Here is a 25,802-nt window from a genome sequence, read left to right on the forward strand (position 1 = left end):
TCAGGCCCAGAATAAATAAGGCAGCAAGTCAGGATGATTCTTAATTGTATGGGTCTATAATTGTTTGCCCAATATAGCCCTCGTCGCCAAAGCTGTCATGCACTCTGCCGGCAGCCTTATCTGAAGCTTTTCGTTCGCTAGTTTGTTTTGCGATACTGGATGACTTCGCCGTGGCTGCGGCCCGTTCTGTTTTAGCATGCGCGTCAATATACGCCCTTGCCTGATCATCAAACGTTTCCCCGTAAGCACCCAAGTCGGCGGTTGTGTCCAAAACATCTCCGTAGTTGCTGGCATGGACCAGAAAGCGGTGTGTAATGCCTTGGTAGTTCAAATCATAATTATTACCACCGCCTTGCTTGTACTGATTCTGGAAGACGATTGAGTATGGTTCACCCGTTTTCGAGTCCTCCAAATCCAGCTGCATCGTGATGTCGGCAACATCCCCTACGACCCACGCTTCAACCACTGGATCCTTGTGCAGGGTATAGTATTTCCCGTCACCGGTCAGCTCGAACAACCAGTACCATTGATCTCCTTCCTTGACCACACTAGAGGCAGTCAGGCCGTAATCAGCGATATTCTCATCCGGCGCGTCTTCGTAAGCCTGACTGCCCAGCAGTTTAAAGGTTTCGTCGTAATTGTTCTTTGGGATAACAGTCATCCACTCTCCGGTCACTGAGTGGTCACGAAGCGACTGCTCACTGGCCGAACTCGCACGGCTTTCGGACCTTTCAATTGCTTTCGAACTGGACACACTCAACGAGGTCTTGCGACTTGCCGATATCGATAAACTCTGCTTACGTGCCTCGGCTTGGGCCGCAACCCTTGACTCATGAATCACCTTTCCAACCGATATCCCGATAATCACCGCAAAAACCAGTACAATACCAACTACCCAACGTGTCTTATTTCGCCTTATACCGCCATCCTGTGGTGCGAGTTGCTTGCCATCAGCATTCTCTAATGTCGATCTGGCTGCCTTCGGGGCAATCTCCGGCAGTTTGCTCAGGTCGAACCCGCTCGCCTTGCCGGCCTGGTACTCCGCGATGGTCGGGTTGCGCCCGGTCAGCTCGCCGAACCGCTTCACCCATTCCTCGTTTGGTGTCATTGTGCGTCCTCACTCCCGATTGAATTTGCCGTAGTAGTTCAGGTCTTTAGATTCGAGCACGTAAGTATCCTTGTCGTACAGGTAGAAATAAACCGGCGCGGTCTTGCCACTCCCCATGTCCCGCACAGTGGCGTTGAAAATGTTGGCCCCTTCATGCGGCCCGATGAAGGTCAACGTACTCAGATCCAGCTCGTGCAGCGGGGCCCCGTCGTTGGGAAAATGCGCCTCCCACATCGGCTTGCCGTCCTGCTCAAAAAAGCTCGTGATCTGCGCCTGCCCCGTGACCGTCGAAGCGTCCTCCTTGAACGTCCCAGCCATCTGCTGCCAGGCGGTAGCCGGGTCGGTGCTGATGCCGTCTCCGCCTTTATCAATGTTGTCGTCTGCGTCACTGTCGTCATCGCTTGCGGTTTCATCCGCGTCGCTGTCGGCCGCGTCATCGCTGGCCGTGGTGTCCGAGGACACCAGCTTGATCAAGCCGGTCAGCTTCTTCAACGTTTGGTCCTGCCACAGCTTCTGCCAGGCCTCGGTCAGGTCGACGCGCAGGCCATACTTTTTCATCGAGGCGAACGTCACCGGATCCTCCGACTTGTTCAGGTAACCCGTGTTGCCGTAAAGCATGACGAAGGGTTGCCCATACTCCTCGTCAAGCGTCTGCGACAGGACGTACACCTGCGCATCGGCCGGGGCGTCCGACACGCCGACGTCGGTGCGGGTCGCCTCCTCCATCTCCTCACCGGTCGCGAGGGCCTGGCCCGTGGGTGAATAATCACTGGCGCCGTGCGTCAGCAAAATCAGCGCGATTTTCTCTTCGGTTGTGGGCAGCGCGGTCGGCTTGCTGCTCGCCTTGGCGGCCGGCTTGGCCTTGGCCACCTTGGCCTTCTTGGCCGGCACCGGCGGCTCGGGGCTGCCGTCCATGGCCATCGCCGCCACGGCGAGCCCGAGGCCGATCACCGTCACCCCGACCAGCGCGATGATCAGCACCACCCAAGGCCGCTGCCACCACTTGCGCGGCGTTCGGCGGCGCTTGGTTGCCGCCGCCCGACCGGCCGCCGGGGTCACCGGAACGGTCGGCTGCTCAGGCGCTTGGGTGGCCGATTGCGCGGTCGCCGCCGTCGCCGACGCCTGATTCGCTGCCGCAGCGGTTGCGTCATCCTGGCCGGTGATTGGTGCTTCCGGCTGGTCCTGGTTCGCGTCGCTCGCCGGCTGACCGGCCGTCGGCAAGGGCTGCGAGCCGCTTGCCGCCTCTTCTGGCTGCTGCGGCGTTACCGCCGCATTGAAGGCCGCGGCGTCGCCGGCGGCGTCTGCATCCCTGGCGGTGGCTGCGTCGCCGGCGGCGGTTTCCAGCCCCGTCAGATCAAAACCCGTCGCCTTGGCCGCCTGGTACTCGGCCACGGTCGGCTCACGCCCGTTTTGCGCCGTGAAGCGCTTGACCCATTCCTCGTTTGGTGCCATGGTTCCCTCCTGAATGACGGAAGGCGCCGGCCTGGACCGACGCCTTCCGCTTGCCTATCGTAAAACGATCCGTAACACGATCAACACCCCGACCACCACGGCGATTTTGGCCGTCAGCGACAGGTTCGTGAACCAGTTGCCGGTCGGCGCCGGCTGGCGGTAGCTCGCCTTGCGCGGCGCCCTCAGCCGAGTGCCACAGCTAGGGCAAACCGTGGCGGTGGCCTTCACGTAACGCTTGCACCTCGGATTCGGACACCGCGTCTGCTGCCCATGTGGCGTGTAAGAGGTTGGTAATTTTGTTGGCATGATGTTTGCTCCTTCCGCCGCTTAGCCCAGGCGGAAGTGCCACTGCGCATCGGCCTGAACAATGTGCTTGAGGTTTTGGACCTCTTCCTTCGGCCGGCGGGTCGGGTGGCCGGCGTAGCCCTGCTGGGTCAGGCCGACGGTGTACCAGGCATCCCCCACCGTGTGGGTCTTGATGTAGTCCATCAGGTCCACGTAGGCCTTGGAGTTGACGCCGTCTTGAATGTTGCCCGTCGCAACCAGGAAGTGAAAATGTCCCGCCGCTTGAATCTGCTTGGCGATGCTCTTTTGGTTAGCCAGCAGCCGCTGCGCAATCTGGCTAGAATGGGCCTTGAGGTTCTCGCTCTTGGTCTCGACAATCGGCGTCGTGTTGACGATGATCACCTGCTTGTAACGCTCGCCGAGGTTGGTGAGCAGCGTGTTCACCGTCATGTCGCTGTGCGTCGCGTCGGCCACGCTGGGGTTCATCATCAACACAAACAGCGTCAGTCGCTGCAGTGGATTTGGCGTGTCGATGACCAGGGCATAACGCTCTGTGGTCACCTGAGCTGGGATTGTGTGAGCCGTGAAGCCTTCTGGGTAGTTGTAAACAGCCATGAATGATGCCTCCAAAGATTTTTGTTCGGTGGCTGCCCCGCGGCGCATAAAAAGACCGGCCGCACCGCTCCCAAGGGGGCGGTAATACGAGGATCACTCATCACGTTGCATATCTGCAGGTTTCTTGATAAGTGAAACATCTCGAAGCGATCGGCCGATCTTTTTTCGAAATATTCAGACACTGATACTGTTATTTAACAATACAAACCAGGCGCTGTCAATGCTTACACCGGCGCCGCGGCGAAGTCGGCGGCGGTGAGCCAGCCCTGCGCGATGGCGTATTGGGAGAAGGATGCAAAATAACCGGTCGGGTAGATGACCTTGGTCGTGTTGATCACCGCGACCAGCGCGGCCCGGTTCGCCGCCGTCTTGTCCTGCATGTAATCGTACAGCCGCGCCATCACGTGGTAATTGTAGGCGCCGATCGGATTGTCGGGCATCGTCGCAAGCACCGTCGCCATCATGGCGAGCGTCTGCTTCATGATGTCAAACTCGGCGGAAAGCGCCGCGGAATTGGCCACCGTGCCGCCGAATGCGAGCAGCCGCTGCTTCAGGTGCAGCGTGGCCTCGCCCGGCCTGCCCATCACGCTGTCGTACAGCGGCCTCATCCAGGTGACGCTGACAGCAGCCGACGTGAACTCAACGGCCGCCTCAATCAAGACCCCTTCGGCACTGCCGTACGAAGTGAGCCCCGCCGTGTAGTCGCTGATCAGCTTCGTAATGTGGGGGCTGAGCTGCTGGGCGTTCTCGTCGTGAATGCGAATCAGCTCATCCAGCAACGCGACCACGAACCGCGTGTAGGGCGTGTCATTGCCCGACTCGCGCTGCGCCGCAAACGACTCGCGCAACCCGCAGACGGCGGCGCGGTCCCAGGTCTCCGGGGCAATCGCCGCCCAGGCATGATCGTGGACATCCGCGACGAAGTGCCGAATGGTGAGGTCGCCAAAGTCCACCCCCAAAGGCGTCAGCGCGTCGCCGATGATGTCGCTAGTCACCTCGATTTGGTTATTCTCCCACCGCGACACCGACGCCGGTGAGCGAACCCCCGCCACCGCGGTCAGCGGCACGTGCCGGGCCTCGCGAATTTGCTTGAAAAAATCCCCCATCGTCTTCACAGGAACACCCCCTTCACCTCGCCATTGGCGGCGGCCAGCAGGCGCCGCAGGTAACCTTCGACCTGAGGCAATTCCACCGTTGTCGTCGCCGCAAACACCTCATTCAAAGTTTCCTCGCTCACTGCAGAACCCACTCGGCCGGCAATCATTCGGCGAACGGCGTTAAAAACCAGCGCATCCTGAAAATTGTAGATTTTGGCCTGAGCCGTCTCAGAATCGGAGTAGAAGTCTGCGAGCTGCTCATCCAACCGCCGCGTGAGGAGGATAATGCCACACTGCAGCATGGCGTCATTCGCATAGTGCTGATAACCCGTTGCCATTTGACCCATCTGCCGCTTCAGGAGTAGATAGCACCGTGCCACCCGAGTATCGCTGAGAAAGCCGACCGTCAACCGCAACAGCAGGTAATCATAAATCAGCCAGTCGGCGTTATCGGCCAGTACTTCCTCAATTGCGGCTTGCGTCGCCTCCGGCAGCAAAGACATCTGTTGTGCCTCGCTCACAGATTTGATGTGTTCAAACACGAGCCGATTCAGTTCGGCAATTTTGCCCTTTGCCGTTGCCGTCTCACCCAGATAGGCGTCGGCAATTGCGGTAATAGCGCTGGAATCCGCCGCATAGCGATGCGCCATCAGGTTCTCCGCCGCCGTCGTGAATGGCGCATTGAACCGGGGAAAGTCACCAGCCAAATCAGCGTATTGCAGTCCCATGCGCCGCATCGCATCGGTAATCAGCTGAACCGAGACCTTGTTGCCGCGGTTCAGAAAACGCGACAGGGTTGTGTCGCGGCCAGGCGCCAATGCGCGAATGCTGATGTGGCGCTGTTTGCGGTAAATGTTGATGTATTCGCCTAAAGCAGTTTGAAAATCGCCCATGCCTTGCTCTCCTTAACAAACGTCATGTTTTTGTAACGTCTTTGTAACATGTTTTCCACGCGAATGAACTTTTGGCACTATCCTCTTTTTTGGGGGAGGTAGACTCGTTTTGAGTCGACCAAGACTCTGAATAGGTAGCACACTATTGCAATAGGAAAACGCTTTATATCAATTCTACGCACAGTTGATTCGATGAGTTTTAGAACATATAATAGCACTCGTAGGTTGAGTTAACCAATCGACGTTTTTCCGGCCAGCCCCTCTGCCTCACGAACATGGGGACCGGCCCCTCCAGTGGTTACTTGTGACAATCGCTGGCGACCTGCACGAGACGGCCTCGTGATCCGTCAAGTACATCCAGGCATCCGTTCCACAGACGCGATGCTGGTCCCCATCCAAGGCACCGAAAGCCAAGGATGGACTCGATCACAAGGAGTAGATAGCCATGCTTGACTATCTTGTAAGCCTTCTGGGCCTTACCAGCCAGGGCTGGTAAGCCGTGCCCCGACGGCGCCGCATCATCCGTTAACCGTCACTCATGAATTTTGTTGGCACCCGCACGTCCCCCTTCGGTGACGTGCGGGTGCCTTTTGCTGTCTGAGACGCTCGTCCAACCCGCGGGGTCCCTGACGCGAAGTCACGCGCCTTCGAGGTCTGCCGCGGTCACCCAGTCCTGCGCGATTGCGTAGGCGGCGAAGGATTCGAAGTACCCCGTTGGATAAATAAGCTGAGTGGTCTTGATCACCGCAGCGACTGCCTGGCGATTCGCCGCACTTTTGTCCTGGAGATAATCATCCAGCCGCAACAGAATGTTGTAATTGTAGGCGGCAATCGGGTCGTCTGGCATCGTCCCCAACACATCGGCCATCATCCCAAGAACCTGCTTCAAGATAGGGCGATCGTCAGCAAGTACCGCCGCGTTGCCCACCACGCCGCCAAAGGCGAGGAGGCGTCGCTTCATGCGCAGCGATGCCGCGTTTGGCCGTGTCATCACGCCATCATACAGCGGCTGCATCCACAGACAACCGGCCGCGGCCGGCGCGTATTCAATTGCAGCTTCGATCAGCACCCCTTCTGCACTGCCATACGCCGTGACCCCTTGAGTATAAGCCGTCACAAGCGCCACAATGTCGGGACTCAACTGCTGGCTTTGCGCATCGTGAACGCGAAGCAACTCATTCAGCATGGCAATCACGAACCGAGTGTACGGCGTGTCATTATCCAAGTCGCGTTGCGCCTGAAAATTATCCCGCAACGCGGCAACGGTTGTGCGATCCCACCGCTCCGCCGCAACCGCGGCCCAGGAACAATCGTCAACATCGGCTACCAGGTGGCGAATGGTGAGGTCCTCAAAATCCATTCCCAGCGGCGTCAGCGCGTGGCCGATGACCTCGCTGGTGATGTCAATCAGCCCGTTCTCCCACCGCGACACCGTGGCCGGCGAACGGTCCCCAGACACTGACGTCAGCGCTACGTGACGCGCCACCCGCGTCGCCTTGAAAAAATCGCTCAACGCAGTCATACGAACACCCCCTCTGCCTCGCCGCTGGCAACGGCCAGCAGGCGGCGTAAGTAGCCTTCGATCTGCGTCAGATGCAGCGTTGCCGTGACCTCGAACACCGCTTCAAGCTCACCGGGGCCGGTCTTTAGCCGCACAGAGTTTCGAAAAAGCCGCCGGATCGCGTTGATCACCAGTGCATCCTGAAAGCTGTACCCGCTGACCTGAATTTGAGCCAAATCAGTTGGGTAGGTCGGCACCAACATGGGCGTCCGTCGTGCAAGACACACAATGCCAAACTGCAGCATCGCATCATTGGCGTAGTGCTGATAACCTGGCCGCATCGTCGCCATCCGCTCCCGCAGCATTTGGTAGCAACGGCCCAGCCGGGCATCATCTAGGTACACCATCCCCAAGCGGAGAAGGAGATAATCGTAAACCAGCCAATCGGCGTTACTCATCAGAACTTGCTCAATCGTCGCCTGGATTCCATCGGGCAGTAGCGCCGGCCGACGCGAGACGCTCACCTGCAGCACATGCTGCATCACCTGCCGATTGAGCACCGCAATCGGGCCATCGGCCGCCGCCGTGTCCTGCAGGTAACCCGTCGCGATCTCCCTGATCAATCGTTCGTCCGCCGCGTAACGGTTCGCAATCAAGGTGTTCACGGCCGACGTGAACGCCGCGTCGAACCGGGGAAAATTGCTGGTCAAATCCGCGTATGTCAGCCCCATCCGCCGCATCGTGTCCGTGATCATCTGCAGGGAGATGTTGTTGCCGTGATTGAAGAAGCGCGATAGGGTCGTGCCTCTTCCCTGCGCCAGCGTGCCAAGCGGAATGCGACGTGCCTTGCGATAATCGTTCAGGTATTTCCCGAATGCAACTTGGAACGTTTCCATCTGCTTACTCCTCGCATTTATGGTCAGCTTTACCAAATCTTAATTTTCTCGTCAGCAAGCATTTCGGGCCTTCAACGACGCGTCAGAGAATAATACGTTGCTTTTTTAGAGGATGAAGGCACCGATTCTTCGCCTGATCCACGCATTTGCTATTCCACCTCGTGCGGATATAATTATAAGTGTAGATTGGCCAATCGATTATCACACTCCGCCGGCCCTGATGCGACACGCGCATCCGGACCGGCCAATCCAGCGGTTCCCTGCGACAACCGCTGGCGACCTGCACAAGACGGCGTCGTGACCCGTCAAGTACACCAGGCATCCGGCTCGCAACCGCGGTGCTGGCCAGCCACCCCAGGCAGCGAAAGCCAAGGGTGGACGCAACTTCAAGGGGGGATAGCCATGCTTGACTATCTCATCAACCTGCTAGGCATCACCGGCCAGGGCTGGTAGGCGTCACGCCGGCGGCGCCGCCACCCCCTATCGTCGAACGTCACTGAAGCTATTTTTGGCACCGTCACCCCGCCTCCCCAGGCCTGAGGTGACGGCGTTTTTTTATTAGTCATCGCTATCATCAGTTAATCCTATCCCATCCCCATTGTCAATCGCTCGCCACGCAAAAAAAGACGCCTCGCACCGCTGCGAGACGCCTTCATGACTTGTTGTCTGGTTATTCCACCGAGTAGTTCGGCGCTTCCTTGGTGATCTGAACATCGTGCGGGTGGCTTTCGCGCAGGCCGGCACCGGAGATCTGGATGAACTGGGCGTTGTCTTGCAGCGCCTGGATGGTCGGGGCCCCGACGTAACCCATGCCGGAACGCAGGCCGCCGTCCAGCTGGTAGATGACATCGGCCAAGGCGCCCTTGTAGGCGACGCGGCCTTCGATGCCTTCCGGAACCAGCTTCTTGGCCTCGTTCACGCCGCTTTGGAAGTAGCGGTCGGAGGAGCCATGCGCCTGCTCCATCGCACCCAGGCTGCCCATGCCGCGGTAGGTCTTGAAGCGGCGGCCCTGGTAGATTTCGAACTGGCCCGGGGCCTCGTCGGTGCCGGCCAGCATGCTGCCGAGCATGACGGCGGTGCCGCCGGCGGCCAGCGCCTTGACGATGTCGCCGGAGTACTTGATCCCGCCATCGGCGATAATCGCCTTACCGCGGCGCCGGGCCTCGGTGGCCGCGTCGTACACGGCGGTCAGCTGCGGAACGCCGACGCCGGCGACAATGCGGGTGGTGCAGATGGAGCCGGGGCCGATGCCGACCTTGACCACATCGACGCCGGCGTCGTACAAGGCGGCGGCGCCTTCAGCGGTGGCCACGTTACCGGCAATCAAGGTCGCGTGTGGGAAGTGATCGCGAATCTCCTTGATTTTGCGCAAAACGCCGGCGGAGTGGCCGTGAGCCGTGTCGATGACGATCGCATCGGCGCCGGCGTCCAGCAGCGCCTGGGCGCGTTCGAAGGTGTCGGAGGTCACGCCGACCGCGGCGGCGACCAGCAGGCGGCCATGGGCGTCCTTGGCGGCCTGCGGGAACTCGACCACTTTTTCGATGTCCTTGATCGTGATCAGGCCGGACAGGCGGAAGTCGGCATCCACCAGCGGCAGCTTCTCGATCTTGTGCTTTTGCAAAATGGCCTCGGCTTCCTCGAGGCTGGTGCCGGTCGGCGCGGTGATCAGGTTGTCCTTCGTCATCACGCTGCCGATGGCGATGCTGTGGTCGGCGACGTAGCGCAGGTCGCGGTTGGTGATGATGCCGGTGAGCTTGCGGGAGTCCTTGGAATCGACGATCGGCACCCCGCTGATGCGGTACTTCTGCATCAGCTTGTGGGCTTCTTCGACCGGGTCGTTGGCGGTGAGGAAGAACGGGTTGAGGATGACGCCGTTCTCGGAACGCTTCACGGTCAGGACCTGGTCGGCCTGCTCCGCGATGCTCATGTTCTTGTGAATGACCCCGAGGCCGCCCTGACGCGCCATCGCGATCGCCATGTCGGCGGTCGTGACGGTGTCCATCCCGGCGGAAAGAATCGGAATATTGAGCTTCAAGTTGTCGGCCAGCTGAACGCCCAGGTCGACCTCCTGTGGCAGAACGTGACTTTCGGCAGGAATCAACAGAACATCATCAAAGGTAAACCCACGACGTGCGAACTTCGTCTCCCAATTGCTCAAGTAGATAGCCCTCTTTCAATTTTGTTGTCGTTTACAATAGCATGTTCGCGGCCAGAGGTCAACGCGCTTTCGCCAAAAAGCCGGCGAGGCCCGGTGCGACGGCGTTTTTAAATGAGAAAACGCTCATGTGTAGCCAAAATTCCCGAACCATCGCGGCAAAAGCGGCGAGCTCAAAAATTATTGTTCGTGAAAATGCGAAATGGTGTCTGGAATTCCGTGGTTCAGTTCGGATTCTACCAGTGACGCCGACGTTTCTTGCCGCAGGCCGGGCCGGCCGTCGTGCCACCCCACCAGCAGGCGACCCGAACCGCACCAAACGGTGAGCTTTAAAGTTGACGGCCGAAATGGCAGGGCTTACACTAGCCTCAGATGATTGTCAACGGACAGGGAAAGCGCCGCGGCCGCAGCGCTTGCAACTCTACTGTCTATGGGGAACGGTCCGGGACATAAGCATTCCCAGTACCCCACCCATGCCATGCCGAACCAGGCAACAACGTCGACGTTTTCGTGCAACGGTCCCCTCCGATTGGGACCGACCACCAGGGTGTGGACCACCATCTTCCTGCCGCACAGTCTGGCGCCTACTCGCTTGCGAGGTAGCTGCGGTGCCGAACTGACAGGGGGCTTGTCCCAACGTGCCGCGCAGCAATGCGATGACCGTGGGACGACAGCACAAGAACGCAACCAACCAGCAAGAAGCCCGAGGCCACCGCAGCGCTCTGCCCTGCGGTGGCTTCGGCGCGTCCGGCCACAATCGCGGTCAGGGCCGGAGCCCAGCAACGTGAACACCGACCCCACTGAGACACCAAAGGCCCGGCACAATGCCGGGCCTTTGCCATGCTTATTGACCGAGGAAGCCTCGGAGGTTGTACTTGCGCTTGAGGAACCAGTGGCCGCCAAAGCCCAGGACCGCCACGGCGGCGTAGGCCGGCCACGGCATCTGCTGGGTGATCGGCGACTTAATCAAGGAGAAGGCCGACGACAGGAACGACGCGACCATGACCAGCGCGATGCCGGCCACGAGCATTTTCCAGGTCGTGCCACGGGCCTCCTTGGGCTTTCGGCTCCAGTCGTTGTAAAAGGCGAACATGAAGCCGGCCGCGGTACCCATGACCAGAAGCGACGGCAGGCCGTTGCCGGTGGCCTTCATGTTCGGCTTCCACAGCACCATCACGCCGTAGACCGCACCGAAAATGGCGGCGAACAGCAGGCTCAGGTCCAGGCCGCTCAGCCACACGTTGGCCTTGGGCAAGGCCTTCGGGGCGTGGATCAGGCTGTCGGCCTTTTCCGTCACCGGGCCGAACAGCTGGTTGGCCGGCTTGCCGGCGCGTTGGGCCTCGATCATCTCCGGGAGCAGCTTGGCCAGGGTGCGGCGCTGCTTCTCCTCGGACCACTGGTGCTCCGTCAGGATGCGGCGCAGCTTGAAGACGTAATCGTTATTCTTGTTGGTCAACTGGCCCAAAAGCGCGTCGACGTCCACGGTTTCCTCAACCGGTTGTTGTTCCTTTTCTGCCAAAATGGTTCCCCCTAAACGTTGAAGCGGAATTCGATGATATCCCCGTCTTGCACCACGTACTCCTTGCCTTCGGACCGCAGCCGGCCGGCCTCACGCACGGCGCTGGCCGAGCCGAACTTGTCGAGGTCTGAGAAGCTCATGGTTTCGGCGCGGATGAAGCCGCGCTCGAAGTCGGAGTGGATGATGCCGGCAACTTGCGGCGCCTTCATCCCCTGCTTGAAGGTCCAGGCCCGAGTCTCCTTGCCGCCGGCCGTGAAGAACGTGGCCAGGCCCAGCAGGTGGTACGACGCCTTGATCAGCTTGTCCAGGCCGGACTCGCTGACGCCTTCCGCCTCCAGGAAGTCGGCCTTGTCGGCATCGTCGAGCTCGGCGATTTCCTCTTCCGTCCGGGCCGACACCGCGATTGCCTCGGCGCCTTCGGCCTTGGCGTGTTCCTCGATGACGCGAACGTAGGCGCAAGCCTCTGGATCTGCCATGTCGTCTTCGGCGATGTTAGCGACGTACAGCACCGGCTTGGTGGTCAAAAGGAACAGCCCCTTGACGATTTTTTGCTCGTCGTCGGTGAAGTCGATGCTGCGAACCGCGCCGCCCTCTTCAAGGACCGGCTTGATCTTCTTGAGCACCTCGAACTCGGCCACGGCGTCCTTGTCCTTGGTCCGGGCGACCTTTTCGACCTTGGCGTAGCGCTTGTTGACCGAGTCGAGGTCGGCCAAGGCCAGCTCCAGGTTGATGGTCTCGATGTCGTCCAGCGGGTCGACGGTACCGGTGACGCTGGTGATCTCCGAGTCGTCGAAGGCGCGAACCACGTGAACGATCGCGTCGACCTGGCGGATGTTTTCGAGGAACTTGTTGCCCAGGCCCTCGCCCTTGGAGGCGCCCTTCACGATGCCGGCGATGTCGGTGAACTCGAAGGTGGTGTGGATGATTTTCTTGGCGGGGATCAGCTCGTCAATGCGAGCCAGCCGGGCATCCGGCACCTCGACCATTCCGACGTTGGGATCGATGGTTGCAAACGGGTAGTTGGCCATTTCGGCCCCCGCCTTCGTGATCGCGTTGAAAAGCGTGGACTTGCCGACGTTGGGCAAGCCGACGATACCTGCAGTTAAAGCCATGAGTGAGGTTCCTTCCTTGGTTACTGATTATTGTCTGCTGCGGTGACGATTACTTTTTTCATTTTCCGGTCAAAATCATGCCGCGACATCATGACGATGTGGCCGCAGCCCGTACACTTGATCTTGATGTCCATGCCCAGGCGAATGATCTCCCAATCATTGACCCCGCAGGCATGCGGCTTCTTCATCAGCACACGATCGTGAAGATTGTACATCCCAGATGCCTCCTTGTCCGTTCCGGCTCGCCGGTGTTGTCTCTATTGTGCCCCAACTGCGCCGGGTTGCGCAATAGCCATCGGGCGGGTGCCGCCACGGCGGCGCGGCGCTTGGCGGCGGTCGGCGGGTCCGGGCTCGGTCGGGCCCGCCTAGGCAGTATCTAAAATAAAGGTTTGTCTCTATTTGCATTGACCGGCATCAATCGATCAATTAACACTAGGTAGGGCGGAGGCTCGGACGCACCACTGCTACGGCGAAGGGCCGGGGCGAGCCAGCGTGAAATTGCTGTTAGCTGGCCGAACTTGCCGGCTTACAGCAAGGGCGGGTCTTGAGACCGGAACGGGCTACGGGAGCCCCACGCGTTCCGCCGCCCCGGCCCGGAGCCGTAGCTCTGGTGTATCCGGGCCGGAGCCCGAATTTTCAAATACGACCTAGTCGAGGTTCACGTCCAGAAGCGCCAGGAGCCGGTTGAGGTCCTGGGGGTCTTGGAAGTCGATCTCGATCTTGCCGTGACCCTTGGCGGTTTGGGCGATGCTGACCTTGGTGCCGAAGCGGTCGCCGAGCTGGTTCTCGCTGGCTCGCAGGTACGGCGACTTCGGCGTTGCGGCCTGCTTGGGCTGCGGGTTGCCGGTGTTCATCTGGGCGATCAGGTGCTCCAGCTGCCGGACGGTCAGGTTGTCGGCCACGACCTTTTTGGCCAGCGGCACCAGGCGCTTCTTGTCCTTGAGGCTGAGCAGCGTTCTGGCCTGGCCCATCGACAGCTTCTCTTGATTCAGCAGCTGCTTGACCGGCTCCGGCAGCGTCAAAAGCCGCAGGTAGTTGGCGATGTACGGGCGGCTTTTGCCCAGGCGCTTGGACACCTCGACTTGGGTCAAGTCCAGGCGGCGGATCAGCGTGTCGTAGGCCTGCGCCTCCTCAAGCGGCGTCAGGTCCTCGCGCTGCAGGTTCTCCAGTACCGCAATCTCCATCATCGCCGGGTCGTCGAAGCTGCGGATGATCGCCGGGATGCTGGTCTTGCCGGCCAGCTTGGACGCCCGGAAGCGCCGCTCGCCGGTGATGATCTCGTAGCCGCCGACGCTTTTGCGAACGATGATCGGCTGGAACACGCCGGTTTGGCGAATCGATTCCGCCAGGTCGTTCAGCGCGTCCTCCGCGAATGTCTTGCGCGGCTGGTACGGGTTGGGCCGGATCTCGTCCAGCGGCAGCTCGGTGACGGCGGCCTCCGGCACGTCGGGGCTTTCGAAGTCCTTGAAAATGGCCTCGATCCCGCGGCCCAATCCCTTGTTGTTTTTATTCGCCATGGGCCTTCAATACCTCCTGTGCTAATGCGTTGTAGACTTCCGCACCCTTGGACCGCGGATCGTAATCCACGATTGGCATCCCGTAGCTCGGCGCCTCGGCCAGCCGCGTGATGCGCGGAATGATGGTGGTGTAAACCTTGTCGGCGAAGTACTTCTTGACCTCCGCGATGACCTGGGCCCCCAGGTTGGTGCGGCGGTCGTACATGGTCAACAGCACCCCTTCGATGCTCAACGACGGGTTGAAGTGCTTTTGCACCAGCCGCACCGTGTTGAGCAGCTGACTCAGCCCCTCCAACGCGTAGTACTCGCTTTGCACCGGAATCAGAATCGAGTTGGCGGCGGTGAAGGCGTTGATCGACAGCTGCCCCAAAGACGGCGGGCAATCGATCAAAATGTAGTCGTACTGGTCCTTGACGGCGTCGAGTCCCAGCTTCAGCCGCATCTCCCGGGCCATCTGGTTGGTCAGCTCGATCTCCGCGCCGGCCAGCTGAATGGTCGCCGGCACAATGGCGAGCCGCTCGTGCTTGGTCTTGATGATGGCCTCTTCAATCGGGTCCTCGTTGACCAGCACATCGTAAATGTCCTTGGTGACCTCCGCCTTGGACACGCCGAGGCCGGACGTCGCGTTGCCCTGCGCATCGGCGTCGACGATCAGCACGTTCTTGCCGGCGTTGGCCAGGCAGGCGCCCAGGTTGATGGTCGTCGTTGTTTTACCCACGCCGCCCTTTTGATTGGCGACCGCGATCACATTAACCAACTGCGTTACCTCTTTTCCTTGGGAAGTTCCACGATGAAGCGGTAGGCCTCGGGCGTGTCCTCTTGCGTGACCTTGGCCTTGACGCCGCTTTGTTTGATCATCGCCACCGACTTTTTCAGCGTGTTGACCGCCATGCGCGTGTCCTTGGACTTGATCATCTTGCGCTTCTTAGGCTGCTTGTCGGCCGCCTCCGGTGCGGCCGCCGGCTCCGGCATCACCTCGGGCTCCGGCGTCACCACCGGTTCGGGGTTCAGCAGCGCCTCGATGGCCGCATGCGTCTCCGCGACGGTCAGGTTGTTGGCCAAAATGTCGTGGAGCAAGAGCTGCTGCTGGTAATCGTCGCAGCGCAACAGCTCGCGGCCGTGCCGCTCGGAGAGCTCGCCGTTCAAAATCGCGGTTTGCACCGGCTCCGACAGCTTCAACAGCCGCAGCTTGTTGGCGACGAAGGACTGGCTCTTGCCCATCTGGGCGGCCAGCCCCTGCTGCGTCAGGTTGTTGAGCTTCATCAGCTCGACGTAGGCCCGGGCCTCCTCAATCGGCGACAGGCCCTCGCGCTGCAGGTTTTCAACCAACGCCATCGACGCGGATTCCGCGTCGGTCATGGTCTGCACGATCGCCGGCGCCTTCTCGAACTCCAGCGACTGCATCGCCCGAAAGCGCCGCTCACCGGCGATGATCTCGTACTGCTTCGGCGCGTACTCTCGCACCACGATCGGCTGCAGCAGGCCGTGGTCCTTGATCGTCGCCGCCAGTTCGGCGATGGCCGCGCTGCTGAACACCTTGCGCGGCTGGAAGCGGTTGGGAACGATGGCGCTGAGCGGCAGCTCCTGAACCACAGTCGCCGCCGGTGCAACGGGTTTTTTCTTATTAAAAAACAATGCCACGATGATGACCTACTTTCGTGAGAGAGTGTAAAAGTGCGGGTTTAGCGAACCGCGCAGCGCCGCATTTCTTCTATATAAATTACGCTATTGGCGCGGCTGGCCCAGCGGCTGCTTGCTCGGGGTGCCGGGCTTGCGGGGAAACTGCTTGGGCGTCGCCTTGACTTTATCGATGACCAGAAGCGTCCGGGGGGCGCCGGTTTCCGGCAGCGTCAGCTCGTAGGTGGCGGCCACCTTGCCGCCGAGCTGGCCGATCGCCACCTTGGCGGCCGCGAGCTCCGCTTCGCCGTGGCTGCCCTTCATCGCGACGAACTGGCCGCCGACCTTGACCAGCGGCAGGCACAGCTCGGCCAGCACGTTCAAGGGCGCCACCGCCCGGGCGGTCACGAGGTCGAAGGCCTCACGCTGCGGCGACTTTTTGCCGGCGAAGGTCTCGGCCCGGTCGTGGAAAAGGTGGACGCGGGTCAACTCGAGCCGGCCGGTCAGCCGCTCGAGAAAAGCGATGCGCTTTTGCAGCGAATCCACGATGGTCACGTCGAGTGCCGGGTACAAAATCTTGACCGGCAGCGACGGGAAGCCGGCGCCGGCGCCGACGTCGCACAGCGTCAGGCCCGGCGTCGCCACCTGCGGCGCGGCCTGGGTCAACAGCAGCGAGTCCCAGAAGTGCTTGAGGTAAACCTCACCGCGGTCCGTGATCGCCGTCAGGTTCAGCTTCTCGTTCTCGGCCACCAGGTAGTCGTAATAGGCGGCAAACTGGCGCAGTTGCGCCGACTCGTGCGGCAGGTCGGCCGCCGCCAGCAGCTCGCCAAATTGTGTCTCGTCCATGTGGGTGAGGCTCCTTTCGGCGGGAAAAAGCGTGATGGCACCGCGTTTTTACCCCGCTCATTGTGAAACAACATCCGGTTTCACGTCACTGTCTAGTTTAACGTAAAAGCGTCCGACTCACAACCGCCGACCGCGGCGTTGTTTCATGTGAAACACGCGGCTTCAGAACTGCCAGGTTATACTGGCAGCAACCCTCGTGTTTTGCCCGGCTTTCCTCTATAATTGGACCGTAAGCGGTTTCTCAATTCGCTCAAGGATGTGATTTTGTGGGTGCCTACGACTTTGTGGCCGACCTGCCGCGGTTTGCCCCCTTGCTGGACATTCGGCGCATCGTCTCGCTGTTTTACTTCGAGTTCTCCAAGCACTACTCGTTTCCCGGCGAGCGGCACAACTTCTGGGAGCTGGTGTATGCCGACCGCGGCCAGATCGAGGTGCTGGCCGAGGACACCACCTTCACCCTCAAGGAGGGCGAGCTGGTCTTCCACCAGCCCAACGAGTTTCACCGGCTGTGGTCCAACGGCCGGGTCGCCCCGAACGTGATGATCGTCACGTTCGTGTGTGAGTCTCCGGCGATGGCGGCCTTCGCGGGGAAAATCATGACCACCACGCCGGCGGAACGCGCCGCCTTGGCCGCCATCATCAAGGAGGCATACGGCGTCTATCGGCCGCAGCTGGGCATGGTCTGCCACGACGCGCTGCGGCTGCCAGAACCAACGCTTGGCGGCGAGCAGATGATCTACCTCACGCTGGCGCAGCTGCTGATCACGCTGCTGCGAGCCCAAGACCGCAACGTCGCCGCCAAGCCGCGCGACCCCTTCCTGAGCCGGCAGTACGCGGACGCCACCGTCAACCAGGTCATCTTGTACCTCAAGCAGCACATCGACGCGCCGATCACGCTCGATGTGCTCAGCGCCGCGCTTTTCCTGAGCAAAAGCAGCCTGAAGGCGCGGTTCAAGGCGGTGACCGGCCAATCCATCATGGGCTACCTCAAGGCCCTGCGCATCGCCCAGGCCAAGCAGTACATTCGTGAGCAAAACGAGAGCTTCACCCAGATTGCGCTGAACCTCGGCTTCGACTCCGTGCGATATTTCTCAACCTGCTTCAAGCAGGCCACCGGCTTCACCCCAACCCAGTACGCCCGGTCGGTTGAACAAGACGCCGCGGTGCTGGCCGGCGGCGAGCCGACGCGCGACGAGACGGCCACGGCCCCCGCACCGCGCGACTAAAGCCCCGAGTCCAGTTGCGCGGTGACACCTCCCGCCGCCAACCGCCGGCCGGAAAGGCAGCCCCGCATTGCCCGCTTCGCCACCGTAGCACAAATAGGGTCGCACGTTGCGCATTGACGCAACTTGCGACCCTATTCACATTACTGAACGTTGCTCAGCGCGTCACCCGCACCGTGCGGCCCGTGGCAATCGACTCGTAGGCCTTCTCCGCCAGCAGCACCGAGTAGCGGCCGGCGTGAGCATCGACCGGCGACGGCAGGTCCAAGTCGATCACCCGCTGGTAGGCCTGCCACATGTTCAGGTCCATGCTCGGCTCGAAGCGCAGCCACGCGTTTTCAACCGGCTTTTGCCCGTAGAACTCGGCCTGCCTGCCGAAGCCATCCGCGACGAAGCGGCCGTTGTCGGCGATCAGCTCCAGCGTCGCGTCGCCCCAGCCCGGGTAGTTGTTCGGGCGATTCCAGGACGTGTCGAGGTTGAGCATTGCGCCGCCCTTGAACGTCGCCTGAATGATGCCGGAATCCTCGCACTCAAGCGCCGGGTCGCTCTTGGCCGCGTAAGCCGTGACCGTCTCCAGCTCCCAGCCGAACAGGTCGTTGACCAGGTCAATCATGTGAATCGAGTGGTCGAAAACGGCCCCGCCACCGGACAGCGCTTTTTGGATGAACCAGCCGCCCGGGTTCTGGCCGTGGTTGGTCGCGTTGATCGCGCGAACCGTCCCGACCGTGCCGTCTCGCACCAGCCGGCGCAGGTCGGCCATCGTGTTGGTGAACCGCACCGGATGTGCCACCATCAGCTTCACGCCGGCCTTTTCGACGATTGAGATGATCTCGTCGCACTCGGCGACCGAGATCGCCATCGGCTTTTCAACTACGATTGCCTTGCCGGCGGCCGCCGCGATCCGCACGTAAGGCAGGTGCCACGCGTTTTCGGCGCAGATCAAAACCGTGTCGCAGTCGCTCGCCGCCACCGCCTCCGCGGTGGCCAAAACCGGCGCGTGATGCGCGGCGGCCACGCGCTGGGCCAGTCCCGCGTCGCGGTCGTAGATGCCGGTGATCGGCACCCCCAGCGTGTCCAGGCAGCTGGTGTAGCTATTGACGTGCATGTGGGCACAACCAATGATTCCGACTCTCATACTTCCACCTCCTGAACCGGGGCCTGGCTGGCCAGGCTGCGCTGCACCATCGCGACCAGCGGCGACTCGAGATCGGCCGGCTCGCCGGCCGGCAGCGGCGCTTGATAGGTATCCGACCAAAAGGCCATGTCCGCTCGCGAGTCGTAGACGTACAGCCCGGCGCTGCCGGCGACGTCGAGCTTCTTGGTGTAGCCTTGCGCGGTGAAGTCGTACACCAGGTTGATCAGGTGGCCGGTCGCCGTCTGCCCGATGATCGAGTAGATCGGCTTGGCCGGCTGCTTTTTGGCAGACAGCCGCGTGATGGCGCCAAAGCTCAGCGTCGCCAGGCTGGCCGCCGTCTCGGTGAGCAGCCGCGCCAGCTGTCCCTCATCTTGCGCCGTGGCCGACAGCTGGCAGCGGTAGAACGTGACTTGCCCCAGCTGGCCGCTGGCCGCGCTGATGGCGAGTTGTTGGTTTTCTAGTAACATTGGAATCCTCCTATCGTGCGAACGCGGTCTCACGCCCTAGTTCGCCGGTGCTAGTCGGTCGGCTGGTAATGCGCCCAGCGTGAGGCCAGTTTCTTTTTGAGCGCGGCCCCGTCGAGCCGGTTGAGGGCGACGCCTTGCGCCAGTGCCTCACAGCAGGCGAGCCCCGCGGCCTCGCCCATGTCCTCGGCGGTGGTCTGAATCCGGATGCTTGACTGCATCACGAATGACGCCGAGATGTGGCGACCAGCCGCAATGTAGTTGGCAATCTCGCGGGTCACCAACGCGCGGTACGGTACCTCGTAGTACTCGTGGTTCGGGTACAACGAGCGGTAGGCGGGACGCGTCTTGTCCTCGACATCCGTGTGAATGTCGACGAACCAATCGCCTCGCGCGATGCCGTCGGCGAACTTGGCCCGGTTGCCGTAGTCATCGTCTTGCATCACGTAGAGCCCTTGGATGCGGTACGACTCGCGAATGCCAAGCATCGTCGCGCGTTTGGCCAAAAAGGCGTGGTCGAAGCCGGGAATGCGCCGCCGCAAGAAGTCAACCAAGCGATCCTGCATGCCATGGGCGAACGCCACCGCCGCGGCCATCTGCAGCGGATCATCCGGGGCGAAGCGATTCGGCAGCTGCGGGTTGTTGAAGGCCATCACCCCGGGCTTGCCGGGCATTGTGAAGCCCTGAATGTAGCGAACGTCATCCACGGTCAGCTCACCGGCGGCAACACCGGCCTGAAAAACCCGCCAGACATCGCCGGTTCGCGCCTCTTCCGGAACCGACACGAACTCAAAGTACCGATCATCTCCGGCCAGGTCCGAGAAAACATATTGCTGGGTGCCGCACCAGGCCTTAAGCGTTGGGATGTCGACCCCACCGACCTCCATGCGCAAGCTGAGGGCGGAGTGCTTGCCGTCATCTCCGCTGACGGTTGGAATGCCAACCAGCCGGGCCAGCCAGGCATCCCCCGAGGCATCGACGTAATTTTGCGCGGTCACCGCGAAGGTCTGATTGAACGCCTGGACGACCAGCGCGGTGATGACCCCGTCGGCCACCACTGCATCGATCACCCGCGCATCGTAGAGAATCTCGACCCCGCGTTCCTGAAGCATCATTTCGGTCACCCGGGCGATGGCTTCGGGGTTGAACCACCGCGCCGTGCCGTCACCGACCGGACCGGTCGGGGTGCCGACGTAGCGGTCCAGGCGGTGCAACAGCTCCCGGTTGAACGAAAGTCGCTTGGCGTGTGAGGGCATCATCGGGGTCACCAGCGCATTGGCCTGCGTCCCCGTCAGCAGTGTGTTTTTCTCGATCACCAGGACCCGATTGCGCTCGGCGGCGGCGTATGCCGCCGCCACCCCTGCCGTGCCACCCCCGACAACAACGGTGTCGGTTGTGACCAGCACCGGTAAGACTTTATCGTGATAACGCATCATTTGCTTCCTTTCCGAACAGGTGACGCCGCCACCTGTTTCATTATGCCGTCAAACCCGCTCGGCGAACCGTCACCGGCCGCGTTCCGGCCGAATTCGGACATTTTTGGGCCGATTCGACGCAACAAAAAACCGGCTCGCGCCCATGCGAACCGGTCACGTCTGTTAATCCCGTCTTCAGACCGCCGCCAGCAGGTGACGCAATGCCCCAATCATGCCGGCGCTGTTGCCCAGTGCGGCCCGGCGGATCACGATTGGCTTAGTGAACGATGGCTCCATCGCGGCGTTGGCCAGGTCCTCAAGCTCCGTGACCAGCGCCGGATTGCTTTCCATGATGCCACCACCGACGATGAACAGGTCCGGGTCGACGATGTAGTTAATCGTCACAATGCCCTTGGCGATGCGGCCCAGCCAGGTCGTGGTCGCCAAGGCGACCCCGGCATCGCAGCCGAACCACGCCGCGACATCACGCCCAGTCGCCACCTCCCGCTCCGTGGTCGCGTTCACTAGGTCGACCAGCGCCTGGGTACATCCCGCCTCCTGGTAGGTCCGACCGTCAAAAAGCGGTAGGTAGCCGATTTCCCCGGCCGAACCCTTGCCGGTGTAGAGTCGCTGATTCAACACAACCGCGCCGCCGATGCCGGTGCCGATGGTCAGGGCAAAAACATTGCGAACCGCAACCTGGCTGGCCTCCGCCAGGGCCATGCAGTTCACGTCGTTCTCGACTGCACAAGGCAGGCCGAGGCCGCCTGTGATGGCCGCCTTGAAGTCGGTGCCGGCGTAACCCGGAATCGTCGGACCGGCCGAGCGAATGACCCCGGCCTCGGCATCGACCACCCCGGCGCTTGAAATTGCCACTCCTTCAATCGGGCCGCTGGCCCGTTCGGCCTGCACTAGGCGCACGACCTGCTCCAAGATTTGGTTTGAGGTGGCGGTTTTGCGCGTGAGTACCTCTTGCCGCTCGGTCACCGGGCTCCCGTCTCGGGCAAACCGCGCCCATTTGATGGCGGTACCGCCGATGTCAATGCACAAGTAGCTCATGTTACCCCTCCTCTTTCCGCAACCGCAGCAGTCCCGCAGGCGGCACCGCCAGCACCTGCAGCACCCCGTCGGCGGTCTGTTGCGGTTGCACGACGCCGGTGCAATCCAACTGTGTGGCCACCCAGTGCGTCTCGCGCGGCAGCGCCAGCGTCACCCGGGCGGCCCCGGTCGCGTTGATCACATCAATGCGGTCAACGTCGGTCGGTACCTGCAGCACCTGATCCGGGGTGTAGGTCGCCATGATTGTCTGCTTCGAATCGCTTGCGGTGATCAGTGCGTAATTGCTTTGCGGGGCCAAGAACCGTACGTCACGCCCGTACAGCAAGTCGCGGTGCCGTCTCTGATACCCAAGCCAAAAGGCCAGCATGCGCTGCTGCGCCTCGCTCAGCTCGTGCAGCCGCACCGACAGCTGGATTACCCCGAACAGCGCATTCAACAGTTGCAAGGCGTTAGCCGCCACTGGCTCCTGCAGGTTGAACATCAGCATGTCCGAATGCACGGCCGTCCCCGGGCAGACCAGTCGTAGCTCGGCAATGCCGATGCGGTTTTGAACATAGTCATTGGGGCAATCCCCGACGCGCATCATGTTCGCGTAGCGCGTCATCTCGGGACCAAAATAACCTTGGCGAAACTCAATCAAGAAATCGGCCTTCAGGGCCAGGCACCGCGCTTGCAGCGTCGCAAGCAGCGTATTCAGCGCGTCCTCAACCGAGGCCACGTCCATGTCCGGCGTCACCGGTGCCGACATGCCGACAATCGCATCCACAAAATCGAGCTTGAGCCCATCCAGGTCGTACTGCCTGGCCAGCCCCACGAAGCGCTCGCAGAGATACGCACGCACCGCCGGGTAGCGGGGATCGAGCAGTCCTGCCTGCGACACCTCATCGACGCCCAGCAGGCGGTTCTTGAAGGTCGCCCACTCCCTGGTTTTCATGCCGATGTGCAGGGTGCTGACCCACAGCATGAACTTCAGGCCTTGTGCGTGAAAGTTTGCAACCAACTGACGAAGATCCGGAAACTTCGCTTTGGCCACTTGCCAATCTCCGGCGTAGGCGTAACCACGCGCAATATCCGGCGTCTGCCAGCCATCATCCACGATGATGGTTTCAAGCCCATATTGCGCGAAGGCCTGGGCCTCTTGCGCGAGCTGGTCGCCGGTCATCTGCTGATGAAATGAATACCATGTCGAATACATCGGGGCGAGCGCCGCCGCGGGAACCGGCGCCGCGACCAGTCCATTCACCTCGCGCAGCCAGGCGGCCCCGTCACGCACCGCCAGATCGAAGGCTCGAACAACGGTGTCGAACCGAACGGTGGCCGCCGTCGTCTCGGCGGCAAAGGTGAGCGTCACTTGGAACCGGGCATCCTCCTCGCGAACCCCGATTACTGCTTCAACCGCCGTGTGAACCGTTGAGACGGCCAGCGCAACCTGGCTTTCGCCGCGGTCGTTGTAGAAAACATACAGCGGCATTGCGTGGTTGGTCGCACTGTGAAGCGGTGCCGCCCATCCCACGGGAATGCCTGGCGTCTGCCGCACTCCGGGATGCCAGAAGTGGCCGATCTCAACGATGGGAAACGAGAAGACAAGCCGCGCGGCCCCCTTCAACTCGCCGAAGTGAACCTGGTAGTCGGCCACCCCGTGGTTCACCGTGACCTGAACCCGGGCCGCACCGCAATCCTCAAGCTGGATATCATTCATCATCATCCGTCACCGCCTTCAGGTAGACTTGAACCCCGGCGTAGTCTTGGCTCAGCGGCAGCGGCACCAAGAGACCCTCACCCATCAGCTCATCACCGCCGACGCGTTGACCCAAAACCGCGTAGTCGCGGTTAGCATCGAGCCCAAAGAGCCGCAGCCGAATCACCGCCGGCGCCTCTTCGGCCAGCGGTCGTGCGTAGACGACCACCGCCTCCAGGCCACGGTCATCGCTAATCTGCCAAGCCGTGTCGCCACCGTCGAAGGGACTGAGCAGCCGAGTCAGCCGGCCGTACTGAAGCAGCCGCCGATGGGTTTGGTAAAAGGCAATCTGCTCGCGAACCGCCGCCTGCTCCGACTCGGTCAGCTTCGTAGCGTCCAGCTCGTAACCCAGCACCCCGGAGCTCGCCACCGCACCGCGCAGCGCCATGCTGGTCACCCGTTGGAACTGGTGGTTCGGCACGGCCGAGACGTGGGCGCTGATGGTCGATAACGGGTAAAACAGGCTGGTGCCGTACTGGATTTTGAGCCGCGCCACCGCATCCGTGTCGTCGCTAGTCCAAATCTGTGGCGTGTAGGCCAGCATGCCGAGGTCGAAGCGACCGCCACCACCCGAGCAGCCCTCAAACAAAATTTCGGGATAACGCGTTGTCAGCCGTTCCAGCATGTCGTAAAGCCCCAACATGTAGCGATGGGCAACCTCCCCTTGGGCGTGAGCCGGCAAGGTAGCCGAAAAGACTTCGGACATGTTGCGGTTCATGTCCCACTTGATGAAGTCGACCTGGGTGTGGTCCAGCACCGCACACATCTGATCCAACACCGCCTGCCGCACGTCTTCACGGGAAAAATCAAGCGTAAACTGGTGCCGCCCGGCCGAGCCGGCTCGCCCGGGAATGGCGAGCCGGTAATCGGGATGGGCCGCGAACAGCTCGCTGTCTTCCGAGATCATCTCGGGTTCAAACCACAGACCGAATTTCATCCCCTGCTGGTGAATCACCTGCGACAGATGCGCCAGCCCGGCCGGCAGCTTTTGTGCGTGGGTGACCCAATCCCCAAGCGACGAGCGGTCATCGTCACGGTGGCCGAACCATCCGTCATCGAGCACGAACGCCTCGACACCCAGACGCTTGGCGGCCGCGACAATCGCGAGGATTTTGGCCTCGTCGAAGTCAAAGTACGTGGCCTCCCAGTTGTTGATCACAATCGGGCGGTCGTGGTGACGGTAACGACCGCGAATCAGGCGGTCGTTGATCAGCCGGTGCCACGTCGCCGACAGCCCGTTGAGGCCCTGGTCGGTGTAGGTCAAAATTACCTCGGGCGTCTGGAAGCTGGCCCCTGGGGCAAGGTTCCAGGCGAATCCGGCCGGGTTGATGCCGGCCATCACCCGCACCTGCTGGCGATCGTTTTGCTCGATTACGCACTCGTGGTTGCCGCTGTACACCAGGCCGAACCCGTAGGCCACCCCGGTGTGTTCCGTGGTGCCCGGCGCCACCAGCGCAAAGGTCGGGTTTTGGTAGTGGCTGCTGGCCCCGCGCTTGCTGTCGAGAATGCGGATTTCCTGCGTGAGCCGTTCACGCACTAGGTGCCGCTCCTTGGCGTAAGAGCCACTCAGGTGAATCAACTCGAAGCCCGGGGCGGTGAAATCGAGACTGGCGCTGGCCGCCTTGCGGATCACTTTAGGCCGCGCATCCCGGTTGGTAACCACCACCGACCGGGTGATGACGGCCCGGTCGCGGAAAATGGTGTAGGCAAGCGCCGCCTCCGTGCCGTTGACCGGATCAGCCAGCACCACCGTCAGCGTCTCGGCATCCAAGTCGCCGGTTGCATACGTCGCCGGCAGACCCGGTAGCGCCGGCTTGCCGGCTGTGATGCGGTGGCTTTGGTAACGCAAATCCGTCACCGCGGTGCCGTCCGGCTGTGCCACCTCATGGGCGGGAACGCGGTAGTCCCCGAACCCACTGCCCGGGTACTCCAGCGGCAGGTCGTTGAGCCCGAACACATCGTCACCTTGCCCGGCCGGCAGCGGCGAGAAGCTGGTACTCATGTGGTGTTCCCGGCCGGTGCCGTGGTAGTGACGAACGGCCCGACCAAAGTACAAGTGCGTCAGGTAGCCGCCGGGTGCCACACCCAGGGCATAGGACACCAGCCCGTTGTGCAGGTGAAACACCCGGTTGGTCTCATCGTATTCGATCATCGT

At 61.4% G+C, this 25,802-nt stretch carries 23 protein-coding genes; 1 reads left to right on the top strand and 22 read right to left on the bottom strand.

The window, feature by feature from the left end:
• Positions 1 to 40 precede the first annotated feature (40 nt).
• The 16 genes from NUH19_RS07005 to rsmG form a co-directional block, all read right to left on the bottom strand.
• On the bottom strand, positions 41 to 1,108 hold the full coding sequence (locus tag NUH19_RS07005; protein WP_262315836.1) for a hypothetical protein: 1,068 nt from the start codon (positions 1,106 to 1,108) through the stop codon (positions 41 to 43).
• A 9-nt stretch (positions 1,109 to 1,117) separates the two neighbouring features.
• On the bottom strand, positions 1,118 to 2,560 hold the full coding sequence (locus NUH19_RS07010; RefSeq protein WP_262315837.1) for a hypothetical protein: 1,443 nt from the start codon (positions 2,558 to 2,560) through the stop codon (positions 1,118 to 1,120).
• 54 nt (positions 2,561 to 2,614) lie between these two features.
• Positions 2,615 to 2,866 (bottom strand): hypothetical protein, encoded by a 252-nt coding sequence (locus tag NUH19_RS07015; protein WP_262315838.1) that lies wholly within the window; start codon positions 2,864 to 2,866, stop codon positions 2,615 to 2,617.
• Positions 2,867 to 2,887: 21 nt separating this feature from the next.
• A complete protein-coding gene (locus NUH19_RS07020) occupies positions 2,888 to 3,460 on the bottom strand; it encodes a DUF1643 domain-containing protein (RefSeq protein ID WP_262315839.1) in 573 nt (190 codons plus the stop codon).
• Positions 3,461 to 3,684: 224 nt separating this feature from the next.
• Positions 3,685 to 4,575, bottom strand: a complete 891-nt coding sequence (locus NUH19_RS07025; protein ID WP_262315840.1) for a helix-turn-helix domain-containing protein — start codon at positions 4,573 to 4,575, stop codon at positions 3,685 to 3,687.
• The gene (locus NUH19_RS07030) at positions 4,572 to 5,450 is read right to left on the bottom strand and encodes a hypothetical protein (RefSeq protein WP_262315841.1); all 879 of its coding nucleotides are present in this window, start codon (positions 5,448 to 5,450) and stop codon (positions 4,572 to 4,574) included. Before NUH19_RS07030 ends, NUH19_RS07025 begins: the two co-directional genes overlap by 4 nt.
• Before the next feature lie 637 nt (positions 5,451 to 6,087).
• Complete coding sequence (locus NUH19_RS07035; RefSeq protein ID WP_262315842.1) at positions 6,088 to 6,972, bottom strand: hypothetical protein; 885 nt, start codon at positions 6,970 to 6,972, stop codon at positions 6,088 to 6,090.
• Positions 6,969 to 7,847 (bottom strand): hypothetical protein, encoded by an 879-nt coding sequence (locus NUH19_RS07040; RefSeq protein ID WP_262315843.1) that lies wholly within the window; start codon positions 7,845 to 7,847, stop codon positions 6,969 to 6,971. Before NUH19_RS07040 ends, NUH19_RS07035 begins: the two co-directional genes overlap by 4 nt.
• A gap of 670 nt (positions 7,848 to 8,517) precedes the next feature.
• A complete protein-coding gene (gene guaB / locus NUH19_RS07045) occupies positions 8,518 to 10,005 on the bottom strand; it encodes an IMP dehydrogenase (protein WP_262315844.1) in 1,488 nt (495 codons plus the stop codon).
• Between the two features lie 841 nt (positions 10,006 to 10,846).
• Positions 10,847 to 11,521: a DUF1129 domain-containing protein gene (locus NUH19_RS07050; RefSeq protein WP_262315845.1), complete on the bottom strand. Its 675-nt coding sequence runs from the start codon at positions 11,519 to 11,521 to the stop codon at positions 10,847 to 10,849.
• Positions 11,522 to 11,532: 11 nt separating this feature from the next.
• Positions 11,533 to 12,633: a redox-regulated ATPase YchF gene (gene ychF / locus NUH19_RS07055; protein ID WP_262315846.1), complete on the bottom strand. Its 1,101-nt coding sequence runs from the start codon at positions 12,631 to 12,633 to the stop codon at positions 11,533 to 11,535.
• A gap of 20 nt (positions 12,634 to 12,653) precedes the next feature.
• The gene (locus NUH19_RS07060; protein ID WP_262315847.1) at positions 12,654 to 12,848 is read right to left on the bottom strand and encodes a DUF951 domain-containing protein; all 195 of its coding nucleotides are present in this window, start codon (positions 12,846 to 12,848) and stop codon (positions 12,654 to 12,656) included.
• Between the two features lie 432 nt (positions 12,849 to 13,280).
• Entirely contained in the window at positions 13,281 to 14,150 is an 870-nt protein-coding gene (locus tag NUH19_RS07065; protein ID WP_262315848.1) for a ParB/RepB/Spo0J family partition protein, read from the bottom strand.
• Positions 14,140 to 14,907 (bottom strand): ParA family protein, encoded by a 768-nt coding sequence (locus NUH19_RS07070; RefSeq protein WP_262315849.1) that lies wholly within the window; start codon positions 14,905 to 14,907, stop codon positions 14,140 to 14,142. Before NUH19_RS07070 ends, NUH19_RS07065 begins: the two co-directional genes overlap by 11 nt.
• A gap of 5 nt (positions 14,908 to 14,912) precedes the next feature.
• Positions 14,913 to 15,797 carry a nucleoid occlusion protein gene (gene noc, locus NUH19_RS07075; RefSeq protein ID WP_420844676.1) on the bottom strand — a complete coding sequence of 295 codons (885 nt, stop codon included), beginning with the start codon at positions 15,795 to 15,797 and terminating at the stop codon, positions 14,913 to 14,915.
• Between the two features lie 78 nt (positions 15,798 to 15,875).
• Positions 15,876 to 16,613, bottom strand: coding sequence for a 16S rRNA (guanine(527)-N(7))-methyltransferase RsmG (rsmG, locus tag NUH19_RS07080; protein ID WP_262315850.1), 738 nt, complete (start codon positions 16,611 to 16,613; stop codon positions 15,876 to 15,878).
• Between the two features lie 266 nt (positions 16,614 to 16,879).
• On the opposite strand from rsmG, the gene NUH19_RS07085 reads away from it, so the two are divergent.
• Entirely contained in the window at positions 16,880 to 17,839 is a 960-nt protein-coding gene (locus tag NUH19_RS07085) for an AraC family transcriptional regulator (RefSeq protein ID WP_262315851.1), read from the top strand.
• Positions 17,840 to 17,993: 154 nt separating this feature from the next.
• Here the strand turns inward: NUH19_RS07085 and NUH19_RS07090 are convergent, their stop codons facing one another.
• The 6 genes from NUH19_RS07090 to NUH19_RS07115 form a co-directional block, all read right to left on the bottom strand.
• Positions 17,994 to 18,971 (bottom strand): Gfo/Idh/MocA family protein, encoded by a 978-nt coding sequence (locus NUH19_RS07090; RefSeq protein WP_262315852.1) that lies wholly within the window; start codon positions 18,969 to 18,971, stop codon positions 17,994 to 17,996.
• Positions 18,968 to 19,438: a hypothetical protein gene (locus tag NUH19_RS07095; RefSeq protein ID WP_262315853.1), complete on the bottom strand. Its 471-nt coding sequence runs from the start codon at positions 19,436 to 19,438 to the stop codon at positions 18,968 to 18,970. Before NUH19_RS07095 ends, NUH19_RS07090 begins: the two co-directional genes overlap by 4 nt.
• Before the next feature lie 50 nt (positions 19,439 to 19,488).
• Complete coding sequence (locus tag NUH19_RS07100; RefSeq protein ID WP_262315854.1) at positions 19,489 to 20,868, bottom strand: FAD-dependent oxidoreductase; 1,380 nt, start codon at positions 20,866 to 20,868, stop codon at positions 19,489 to 19,491.
• Between the two features lie 177 nt (positions 20,869 to 21,045).
• Positions 21,046 to 21,909, bottom strand: coding sequence for an ROK family protein (locus tag NUH19_RS07105; protein WP_262315855.1), 864 nt, complete (start codon positions 21,907 to 21,909; stop codon positions 21,046 to 21,048).
• Between the two features lies 1 nt (position 21,910).
• Positions 21,911 to 23,614, bottom strand: a complete 1,704-nt coding sequence (locus NUH19_RS07110) for a glycoside hydrolase family 36 protein (RefSeq protein ID WP_262315856.1) — start codon at positions 23,612 to 23,614, stop codon at positions 21,911 to 21,913.
• Positions 23,601 to 25,799, bottom strand: coding sequence for an alpha-galactosidase (locus NUH19_RS07115; protein ID WP_420844677.1), 2,199 nt, complete (start codon positions 25,797 to 25,799; stop codon positions 23,601 to 23,603). Before NUH19_RS07115 ends, NUH19_RS07110 begins: the two co-directional genes overlap by 14 nt.
• Positions 25,800 to 25,802 lie beyond the last annotated feature (3 nt).

The sequence above is a fragment of the Lacticaseibacillus parakribbianus genome (genome assembly GCF_025490915.1).
GTDB classification, from domain to species: Bacteria; Bacillota; Bacilli; order Lactobacillales; family Lactobacillaceae; genus Lacticaseibacillus; species Lacticaseibacillus parakribbianus.